Source organism: Thermococcus sp. EP1, assembly GCF_001317345.1.
Classification (GTDB): Archaea; Methanobacteriota_B; Thermococci; order Thermococcales; family Thermococcaceae; genus Thermococcus_A.
Genome location: NZ_JXCG01000002.1, coordinates 24,592 through 35,072, shown reverse-complemented (window position 1 = coordinate 35,072; position 10,481 = coordinate 24,592). Strand labels below are relative to the sequence as shown.

The following is a 10,481-nucleotide window of genomic DNA, read 5'->3' as shown; positions in this document are numbered from 1 at the left end:
CAACAAGCATTTTATCCATACCCTTTGGACCAAGGGTAGTCCTTACTGTCTCTGCCACAATTCTTGCAGCAAGAATGTTCAATCTCTGGGCATCCTTTCCAACATATCTCTGAGTTCCTTCAGGTAGAATCAAAATTGGTTGTCCTGCAAGTTGGGCCATTTCCACCCACCTCCCATATTTTTGTTTTTTGTGGGAGGATTGCTTTTAGTTACAATGTGTTTGCATTCCGATTATGCATTCCTTTGTGCTATTTATAAATTTTTCGGTCAATGTTTTTAAGCTTTTTAGCAAAGCAAAAATCGGTGAAAACTATGGAAGAGTTTGAAAACGCATTAGAAAGCAGAGATTGCCAAAAAATTCTCGAAATACTTGATGATTATCTTGAAAAAATAGAAAATGAGGACGAACTTAGGGCGTTCTTAGAAAAAGTAGAAACATTAATCTTAAAGTGTGAAGGTCCTGAGGCTTATGAACTTGCACATGAAATTGCCCATATATATGCTCATTTAGGTGAATTAGATAAAGGAATGGAGATTTACAAGAAACTTGCTGAGAAATACAAGGAAGAAAGAGAGAAATACTTAGATGCCCTATATCATCTTGCAGATGCCTATGAGCATTTTGGAATTCCAGAAAAGGCCATAAAGGCGTATGAAGAACTGTTAAAGCTTGAACAAGAAGTTGGAAATAAGAGAGAAGAGGCATTAACACTAGCACATATTGCTATAAACTATGCTGAGCTTGGAGAATTAGATAAAGCAATAACCACGATGAAAAAAGCCAGTGAAATGTTCAACAAGCTCGGTGACGAGAAAAATTACTTGATAAGCTTACTGGATCTAGCTCACTTCTATTACGAAACCGAGGATTATGAAAAATCTGAGGAGCTAATCGCCAGGATCTTAAAAAGTCCCAGGGATGCTGAGATAGAAGTCAATACGAAAATCGTGGAGGCAGAGGTAAGGGCCGCCCAAGATGACTTCAAGAGAGCTTTTTCCGCATTAAGGACTGCTTTGATAAAAGCCTTGGAAGTGAATAACGAGGAACTCTTTACCATTGGGTTAGAAGCAGTTTATGAGTTTATAACCGGACTATTTGAGGAAAAGATGTACAGAGAAGTCTATGAAAACATCTACGACCTAGCTGAAGCCTTTGAAGAAGTGAATAAAGAGTATGTAAAGTTTTTCACTGCAATTGGAGAACTGGCAAAACTCAAGGAAGGTTCAGATAACAATTACAATAGCATCTATGAAAGTATTGAAGTGAATGAGCTTAAAGAACTTCTTGATGAACTCAAGAAAATAGGAACAACTGTTTTGAACATAGGAGTTTAAAACCCCTTCTTTTAACTATTTTAAATTCTGATAATGGCTCGGATTCAGAAAGATATTCTATATATAGAGAACATTTAAAAATTTAAAAAGTTTTGAAGATCAAAATCTTGATACTGCTTCAACCTCTGCACTTTCCACGTTCTCTACTTCTCTAAAAGCGTCTGCAACTTCGTCAAAGGAATATCCCTCAGCATCTTTTCCAAGCACATAGACCTTAAGTGCAACCAATCCGAAAGCTATTGGCTCCCTGTCAACCTTGGATATCCCATATTTACCTTCAAATTTCTCCTCGAGTACTTTTTTGACCGCTGCTTCAAGCTCGTCAAGATTTACCTCTGGGTCGGTAGGCATGACCCTAATAACTCCAACTAAATTGAAATCGCTCATTTTTATTCACCTCAAGGTCCTTCCCATCCACATTTAGGGCATGTGTATGTAACTCCCAATACGCGGCAGCTTTCACATCTCCATATGATTTCTTCTCCACAATTTGGGCATATAAAGTGTGTAGCGTGCTCTCTTGGGGTTATCTCTTTTCCACATGATGTACATACAGGTATGCTCTCAGCCATTTCAAACCACCTCCAAGAAGTGAGGTTTTTTGTTATCGTAACTCTTAACGCAGTAAAGGAAGTCCATTTATAAAACTTTCGAGATGAGCATGACTTCCAACTTGAAGAGTGTGTTTAAGGAGTAGTCAGACCATGCGAGTCTCCTCATCGCTCGGTCGAAATCTCCCTCATCATCCCAATAAAAAATAAAGAATTGGGCTTATAAACCTTCCTCAAATAATAGAAATTCCGCAAACTTTTCTTTATATGCCAAAATTTCCTCTATCTGTTTCTTCTCCACTTTATTAGCCATGCTGATCTGTTTGTACATAGCTTCAAGCTCTTTTAAAATTCTCTCAACATTTACTTCTGCTTCCTTACTATTTCCATTGAGACTTGCAGCTTTGCTCAAAAGTTTACCTCTCAAAAACGGCAGCACTTCAAACGGCCGGCCCATATAGGCCCAGTAAATGCCTTCTCTTAAGATTTCACCAAGAATTTCGATTTCAGAATAGTTCATTTCATTCTGTCTAGCAATTGGTTTCCCACTCCCTCCTCATAGGTATCACCACTTTCAAAGATACGTCTTAAGTAAATTAGTTTTTCGCTGTGTTTATTGTCAAAAGGTCAAAAACTCCCTGAAATATGATAGATCACTTAGACAGTATGTCAGAGCTTGGGTTGTTATTTTAGAGCTTAAGACAACAGTCAAAATATACAAGATTTAAACATCAAAACCCGACCAAACGATTTTTTCTAATTTCTACACTTTTCTCTTACCTTTTTTACTTATTTTACCCAGAAATTTTGGCATTTCTGCTCATAGTGACATTATTGATATCACAAGGCAAGTTTGATGTGCATTAAGCACAAGATTCTCTTTTAGGCCCCATCTCAGCTCATTATAATAGGGTTAAGTTTTACAGAAACGTAACTCTTAAATAGGTCTTTTGATGTATATTCTTATGCCATTATACACTAAGGCATGCAATATTGAAGGAAAAATGTAAGGAGGCCGAAGTGAATGAAGAGGTCTGGAATTTTGGCATTGTTGTTTGTTTTTGTTATGGTACTAAGCCCTCTAGCAGCGGCTGAGAAGGGTCCAGCACCTGACGTTCTCTACATTGGTATTAGGACAAACGAAGAAACAGGTATTACTGATGTTGCAAAAGGAGACCTAGACATCTTCCTCTGGAGCGTTGGAGGAGCGGCATTCCAAGACTTGCCCTCAGACGTCCTTGATAAATTAACCCTTATCAAGACTGCAAGCGGTTACAACGACATTGAAGTCAACCCCGTCCACGATGACGACAGCCCATACCTCGTCACTGTTGGTGAGAAAAAGTACTTCAACCCATTTGCAATCAGAGACGTTAGATATGCTTTGAACTTCCTCATAAGCAGACAATACATTGTCCAAAACATACTCCAAGGTTCAGGACAACCAATGCTCGGTGGTATAAGACCAAGCACTGGTGCAAACTCATACTTCGAACCAGTTTATAAAGCAATGGGAATCACAGCCGTTGCTGACCTAGCAAAGGCCCAAAAGATTGTTGAAGATGCTATGAAAAAAGCTGCTGATGAGTTGGCAAAGCAAGGTTATGAACTTAAGAAAGGTGACGATGGCTTCTGGTACTTTGAGGGCGAGCCTGTTACACTCAAGTTCATCATAAGAATTGAAGATCACAGAAAAGACCTTGGTCTTTACGTTGCTGACTTGATTGAGAAGTTCTGGGGCTTCAAAGTTGAGAGACTCTTGTGGGATAGAAGAAAAGCTTCAAGCACTGTTTATGCTGGTGATCCAAAGAACTTCCAATGGAGCATGTACACTGCTGGTTGGGTTTCCACAGTTAACATCAAGTGGCCTGACGACTACACTGCATGGTGGTACACAAGCTGGTATGGATGGCTTCCCGCAGCAGTAGGATGGCACATGCCAGAAAGTGACTTAATAACTGTAAAAGAATTGATTGATGAACTCGGAGGAGCTGAAGCCGTCATAGAATCATTCCAACTCAAGTACTACAACACTCCTGACAAACTTGCCGAGCTTTATGACATGACTGAAGAAGAGGTCACCAAGATGCTCGTTCTTGGTAGTGTTGAGTTCAACGGCAAGACTTACGAAATGGAAGAGGGTAACGTTGACCAATACTGGGACCTCCAGAAGATTTCAATGGCCCTTGGTGTAAGAGACTCACAAAAGACCTTCCTTGTCGAGACCTGGGAATACTTCCCAGTCAACAAAGACAGAGTCAAGGCAATTGCAAGAGACGTTTCCTCAGGATTATGGAGCAGATGGGCTCTCATAACACCTGAAACCCCAGACAAAGTGGTTAAAGTAGCCGAATTCTCAGCAACAGGTGCACTCTTCATGAGCGCCTTCAACCCAATTGGAGGTATTGATGACGTTTACAGCGCAGTAGTTTGGAGAGTAATCTATGACTATGCTATGTACACTGACCTAGCAACTGGAACATACATCCCAGTTAGATGTGACTACAAGGTTGAGAGAGGGCCAGTTACAGTTCCAGATGATGCTGTAATTTACGACACAGTGCAAGACAAGTGGGTTGTTGCCCACGCTGGCGAAGAGGCAAAAGTCAAAATTACCTACGACTGTAGGCTTGGCAACTGGCATGACGGACACCCAATGAGCATGGCCGACATCAAGTACGCTGCTGCATTCACATGGGAGTGGTCAACCAAAGACGGAGACGACGATGTGTATTATGATGACAAGCTTTCTTCAGCCGCAGAGAGCCTTGCAAAAGTTAAAGGTATCCAATGGGTTGATGAGGACACTTACGTTGTCTACAGCGACCTAACACACCCAGTTGCTGATGACGTTACCGCCAACATGAACGTCTTCTGGGCTTCACTACCATGGCAACTCCTCTATTCAATGGGCGAACTCGTTGCAAAAGGAGAGGAATATGGTGCATCCCAGAAATACTCATTCAGTGAGGAGGCAGAAGGAGTCGCCCAGCTTGACCTTCTCGTAGCAGACCACGTTGCTGACTTGAAGAAAGTCCTCGAAGCTCTGAAGAACAAGAATGCTATCCCACCCGCCATTGCCGGAGACGTTAGCGATCCAAGTGAAGGATATACCAAGATCCTCGATTGGATCAACAGCAAAGGTCACGCAGTAATAAGCAACGGACCATTCTACCTCGAGAAGTATGACCCAGACAAGATCTTCCTTGAGTTAAGAGCATTCAGAGACCCAACATACCCATTCGATCTCGACTACTGGAAAGAGAAACTAATACTCGCAAAGCTTGACCTTGCTGGAATCGATGTTCCAACCAAGATAAACACTGGCGAAGATGTAAAAATAACCATAAAGGCCAACATGGTCGAAGAGTACCCAGAGACCGGTACCAAACCAGCTGACATGGGATTCGTGTTTGTTGAAGTGAAGAACGAGCAAGGACAAACTGTCTTCAGCGGAGAGGCCAAACTTGCAACAGCTGGAAACTTTGAGATAACAATCCCAGGCTCAGAAACTGCCAACTGGGAAGCTGGAAAGTACGAAGTTTACGTAAAAGGTGGACTAGAGGAAGGCGTTGTCTCATTTACTGACAAGAAGACAATAATTGTCATAAAGAAAGAGCCCACAACCTCACCGACAGAATCACCAACCGAATCCCCAACAGAATCACCAACCGAGTCACCAACAGAATCACCAACATCACCAACCGAGTCACCAACAGAGACCGGTGGAATCTGTGGTCCAGCTGTACTTGTGGGCCTTGCACTAGTACCACTACTCTTGAGAAAAAGAAAGTGAGGTCCTCTTTCCTTTAGATTTTTAATTTCTTTTCTATTTGCTTTTATCAAAGGAAAATTCTCAAAAGTTTGGTGTATTTTTCATTAAACTTACGAACTGTCTTTTGATATGCATCTAAACGTGTTTCTATGTCTCTGCTTGTACTTATAAGCCTTTTATTGCGCATTAAATAGAAAAATATATAAAGTTTTACAGACTTGAAAATGTTGATGAATGATAAAAAGCCTTAATGTACACATTTGAATGGAGGTGTGTAAGTTGGGATATGGTAGATACATTACAATTAGACTTCTCAATGCACTGCTAGTTCTCGCTTTAGTTACCCTGCTAGTTTCAGTTCTCTTCACGAAAGTCGCAGAAGAGGACATTAGATCAACAATCCAGGAACAAATAAACCTCAAACTTAGGTCAAATCCAGAACTCCAAAGGCAATTGGCTGCCGATCCTGCAAAGCTTCAAGAATGGTATCAAAGAGAATACAACAGACTTATTCACGTTTATGAATTAGACAAGCCATTTTGGGTTAGAGTGGTACAAAGAACGAAAGACACATTAACGCTGAATTTTGGAAATACCAAATCTCCGATATTTGGTGAGACTGCTGTTAGTAAAATAATTTCGAAAGCTATCCCCAGAACTGTTATCCTCTTCACTACAGCTCAAATATTTGTTATATTCATAGGCCTACTCTTAGGTGTTAAAGCAGCACAAATGGCAGGGAGCTTCTTGGACAGAGGTGTCTCAATAGTAGCAATGGTCACAAGCAGTATACCAATGTGGTGGTTCGGAATGATATCAATCCTCATATTCTCATTCAAAATGGGGTGGTTCCCAAGTGGTGGAATGACCTCAATGCCACCAAAAGAAGGAGTCGCGTATTACTTAGACGTTCTTTACCATATGGTGCTTCCTGTAACCACAATAGTGTTCGTTTTATTCGGTGGATGGGCTTGGACAACAAGAAATATTATGATTGGTACAATGCAAGAGGATTTTATCATGGCCGCAAGAGCCAAAGGTGTACCTGAGAGGAAAGTTATATATGGGCACGCTCTCAGAGCTTCAGCTCCACCTATAGTTACCATGACAATCTTCAGCCTTCTAGGTTCAATTGGTGGTGCTATCATTACCGAGAGTGTATTCAACTGGCCAGGAATGGGAAGACTTTATTGGACTGCACTACAACAAAACGAAACTAGACTCCTAATGGGTGTAACATTCGTTACAGTTGCTCTATATTTAATAGCAATGATCATAGCAGACCTAGCGTATGGATACCTCGATCCAAGAGTTAAAGTTGGTGCATCACAGCAAACATGAGGTGAGGAAGGATGAGATGGGTCGACGTAAAAGCAAGTATGAAAGAGTTCTGGTTCGAATTTAGAAGACAAAAAGGAGGATTATTCGGATTAGTACTTTTGTTCCTTTTAATAGTCACTGCACTTGGAGCTCCATATATAACTGAGCCAGATATTCCCAAAAAATGGGGTCAATATTGGGAAGGAAATCCAACCACAGTGCCACCTGTATGGTATAATTATTTCACTACCAAGAAGTTAGCCCCTCATGAAATTTTAACATCCAATGATTTGACAATAGTCTCAGAAGGAGAAGACATCGGCGGAGGAATGAAATATTATGGATTTGAGTTTACATACGAAAATAATTATGACACGCCTCCTTCAGACATCATCATAAGGAATATAGGAGTCAAACTTACAGACCTAAACTCCCCAGCACAAATCATAATAACCCTTGTAAGACCAGATGGAGTTAAAATTGAACTACTCAACACTGACTTGAGAGAGGGTTCTATATATCAGTTAGCAAAAGACGGAAAAGTGAGAAACACCGTATTCCGTTGGGCCTCTGAATTTGAAGATCCCCAAAAGATCGCTGAGAGTGGAGAGACTCTCAAAAGCACTATGGACACAATGAAGGTAATATTTGCAAAAGCTCAGGAGGGTATCCTCACTAATCCAGAAGCCCTTAAAGGAACATACACATTCCAAGTAGATATATTCACATTCAAAGAAGGAGATCAAGTAGATCTAAGCAACACAGAAATCGTGCTCTCAGGAAGAACATATGGATTAATGGGAACAGATTATAAAGCTAGAGACTTATGGGCAGGTCTCGTCTGGGGAACTAGAGTTTCACTTACTGTAGGTGTTACAGTGGCAGTTCTTACAGTTCTTATTGGTATTTTCTATGGAGTTACAAGTGCCTATCTTGGAGGATGGAAAGACGAGTTCATGCAAAGAGTTAACGAATTCTGGGCCTCAATCCCAACATTACCAATACTTATTCTCCTTGGTGCAGCCTTTAAGGGACACGTCAGCCTATGGACAATAGTATTCCTGATGGTGGCCTTCTACTGGACTGGAATTGCAAAAGTTGCCAGAAGTATGGCTCTCCAGATTAAAGAGCAAACATACGTAGAAGCAGCAATTGCCCTTGGTGCTGGTACTGGAAGAATAATTTTCAAACACATAATGCCCCAAATCATGCCTTATGCTTTCGCTGCAATGGCCCTTAACGTTCCTGGAGCGGTGTTAACAGAAGCTTCTCTCAGCTTCCTTGGACTTGGTGATCCAACTGCAGTTACATGGGGGCAGATCCTCTATGACGCTCAGACACAAAGTGCTACAATCAACGGATATTGGTGGTGGGTTATTCCACCTGGGCTAGCAATCACCTTGGTAGCATTTACCTTCGTGTTGATTGGTATATCATTAGATAGAGTCCTTAACCCAAGACTGAAGAGACTGTGAGGTGGATAAAATGGCTAGGAATGTACTTGAAGTTAAAGATCTTAAAATGTACTACTTCACTTCACGAGGTGCTGTAAGAGCGGTTGATAATCTCACCTTTGAACTCAAGAAAGGAGAAGTGCTTGGGCTAGCAGGAGAGAGCGGATGTGGAAAATCATCCTTAGGTTTCACTTTAATGGGAATGCCAACACCCCCAGGAAAAATTGTCAGTGGGAGCATAAAAATTGATGGTAGAGAAATAGTAGGATTACCAGAAGAAGTCCTTAGGAGAGAGGTAAGGTGGCAAAAGATCGCCATGATATTCCAAGGTGCCATGAATGCATTGAACCCCGTTTACACAATAGGATACCAAATGATAGAACCACTAATCTACCATAAAGGTATGACAAAAGAAGAAGCCTTAGACAGGGCTATGAAGTACTTAGAGCTGGTAGGACTTGCACCAGAGATTGTATATAGATATCCACACGAACTTAGTGGTGGTATGAAACAAAGAGTTGTCATTGCAACTGCTTTACTGCTTGACCCAGAGGTTGTCATTGCAGACGAGCCCACTACTGCTCTAGACGTTGTTGTCCAAGCCCAAATCATAAACCTCATGAAGAAATTAAAGAAGGAACTTGGTCTATCCATGATATTCATTACCCACGATCTGAGCATTTTAGCAGAAGTTAGTGACAGGGTAGCAATAATGTATGCCGGAAAGATCGTGGAAATCGGTGACAGTGAGAAGATTTACTATGAACCTGCCCACCCGTATACACAAAAACTCCTCTCTGCAATTCCAAGATTACATGAAGACGTTGAAAGACTGGAATTTATCCCAGGTCAACCACCAAACCTAATAACGCCACCAAGCGGATGCAGATTCCACCCAAGATGTCCATATGCAATGCAACAATGTAAAGAACAAGTTCCAGAGTTGAAAGAAATTGAAAAAGACCACTATGCTGCATGCTGGTTGTTGTGAGGGATGAAAAATGGCGGAGCCTGTATTAAAAGTTGAAAATCTCAAAAAACACTTCCCAATTAAGAGAGGATTACTAGCGGGACTTAGGGGAGAGGCACAAAGATTTGTCAGAGCTGTCGATGGAGTTAATTTTGAGGTCAATAAGCAAGAGGTCTTTGCTCTAGTAGGAGAGAGCGGATGTGGAAAAACTACTACTGGAAAGCTAGTAATGAAGCTTCTTGAACCAACTGATGGTAGGATATACTTAGAGGGACAGGATGTAACCGAACTAAAAACTCAAGAAGAGATAAAGGCGTATAGAAGAAAAGTCCAAATGATATACCAAGACCCATTCTCTTCAATGAACCCAAGATTCAGAATATACAACGTTTTGGAAGAACCACTATTAATCCACGGTATTGGCGAGACTAAAGCTGAAAGAGAAGAGCTCATCTATAAAGCCCTTGAAATGGTAAAGATAGTCCCACCTGAGGACTACGTAGGGAGACATCCACACATGCTCTCAGGTGGTCAGAGACAAAGAGTGGCAATAGCAAGATCATTAATCCTCAACCCAACATTCATTGTTGCAGACGAGCCAGTTTCAATGCTTGATGTTTCAATTAGAGCAGAAATTCTTGAACTAATGAAGGAGCTTAAAGAAAAGATGGGTGTTACATACCTCTACATTACACACGATCTTTCAACAGCAAGATACTTCGCAGATCATATCGCAGTGATGTACCTAGGAAGAATAGTTGAAATGGGTCCAGCAAAGGTCGTTATCGATAATCCAATCCACCCCTATACCAGGGCATTATTAGCTGCTGTTCCAGAACCAATACCAGAGAGGAGAAACATTATCAAAGAGGTTCCAATTAAAGGTGAAGTTCCAAATGCAGCTAATATTCCACCAGGATGCAGATTCCACCCAAGATGTCTCTACATGGAAAAAGGACTTTGTGACGTCAAACATCCTCAATTAGTCGAGTATGAACACGAACACTGGGTTGAGTGCTGGCTAGCTGGAAAGATTTAGTTCTCTTCTCTTACCTTAATCTTTATATTTTGCTTTG

Annotated in this window: 9 protein-coding genes; 6 read left to right on the top strand and 3 right to left on the bottom strand. The window is 41.2% G+C overall.

Annotation, left to right across the window (positions count from 1 at the left end; all coding sequences use genetic code 11):
• The first annotated feature begins 312 nt into the window (after positions 1 to 312).
• Positions 313 to 1,335 carry a lipopolysaccharide assembly protein LapB gene (locus EP1X_RS02640; RefSeq protein ID WP_055281466.1) on the top strand — a complete coding sequence of 341 codons (1,023 nt, stop codon included), beginning with the start codon at positions 313 to 315 and terminating at the stop codon, positions 1,333 to 1,335.
• A gap of 99 nt (positions 1,336 to 1,434) precedes the next feature.
• Here EP1X_RS02640 and EP1X_RS02635 read toward each other — a convergent pair whose 3' ends face one another.
• From EP1X_RS02635 to EP1X_RS02625, 3 genes are all read right to left on the bottom strand, one after another.
• Entirely contained in the window at positions 1,435 to 1,722 is a 288-nt protein-coding gene (locus tag EP1X_RS02635; protein WP_055281464.1) for an elongation factor 1-beta, read from the bottom strand.
• An 11-nt stretch (positions 1,723 to 1,733) separates the two neighbouring features.
• Entirely contained in the window at positions 1,734 to 1,907 is a 174-nt protein-coding gene (locus tag EP1X_RS02630) for a zinc finger domain-containing protein (protein WP_055281461.1), read from the bottom strand.
• Between the two features lie 199 nt (positions 1,908 to 2,106).
• Positions 2,107 to 2,406, bottom strand: a complete 300-nt coding sequence (locus EP1X_RS02625; RefSeq protein ID WP_055281459.1) for a hypothetical protein — start codon at positions 2,404 to 2,406, stop codon at positions 2,107 to 2,109.
• A gap of 504 nt (positions 2,407 to 2,910) precedes the next feature.
• Between EP1X_RS02625 and EP1X_RS02620 the strand changes: the two genes are divergently transcribed.
• The 5 genes from EP1X_RS02620 to EP1X_RS02600 all read left to right on the top strand — a co-directional run bounded on the left by EP1X_RS02620 (position 2,911) and on the right by EP1X_RS02600 (position 10,444).
• Positions 2,911 to 5,682 (top strand): ABC transporter substrate-binding protein, encoded by a 2,772-nt coding sequence (locus tag EP1X_RS02620; RefSeq protein WP_055281457.1) that lies wholly within the window; start codon positions 2,911 to 2,913, stop codon positions 5,680 to 5,682.
• A gap of 258 nt (positions 5,683 to 5,940) precedes the next feature.
• Positions 5,941 to 7,002 carry an ABC transporter permease gene (locus tag EP1X_RS02615; RefSeq protein WP_055281455.1) on the top strand — a complete coding sequence of 354 codons (1,062 nt, stop codon included), beginning with the start codon at positions 5,941 to 5,943 and terminating at the stop codon, positions 7,000 to 7,002.
• Positions 7,003 to 7,013: 11 nt separating this feature from the next.
• The gene (locus EP1X_RS02610; RefSeq protein WP_055281452.1) at positions 7,014 to 8,456 is read left to right on the top strand and encodes an ABC transporter permease; all 1,443 of its coding nucleotides are present in this window, start codon (positions 7,014 to 7,016) and stop codon (positions 8,454 to 8,456) included.
• A 10-nt stretch (positions 8,457 to 8,466) separates the two neighbouring features.
• Positions 8,467 to 9,426 (top strand): ABC transporter ATP-binding protein, encoded by a 960-nt coding sequence (locus EP1X_RS02605; RefSeq protein WP_055281450.1) that lies wholly within the window; start codon positions 8,467 to 8,469, stop codon positions 9,424 to 9,426.
• Between the two features lie 10 nt (positions 9,427 to 9,436).
• Entirely contained in the window at positions 9,437 to 10,444 is a 1,008-nt protein-coding gene (locus EP1X_RS02600; RefSeq protein ID WP_055281449.1) for an ABC transporter ATP-binding protein, read from the top strand.
• Positions 10,445 to 10,481 lie beyond the last annotated feature (37 nt).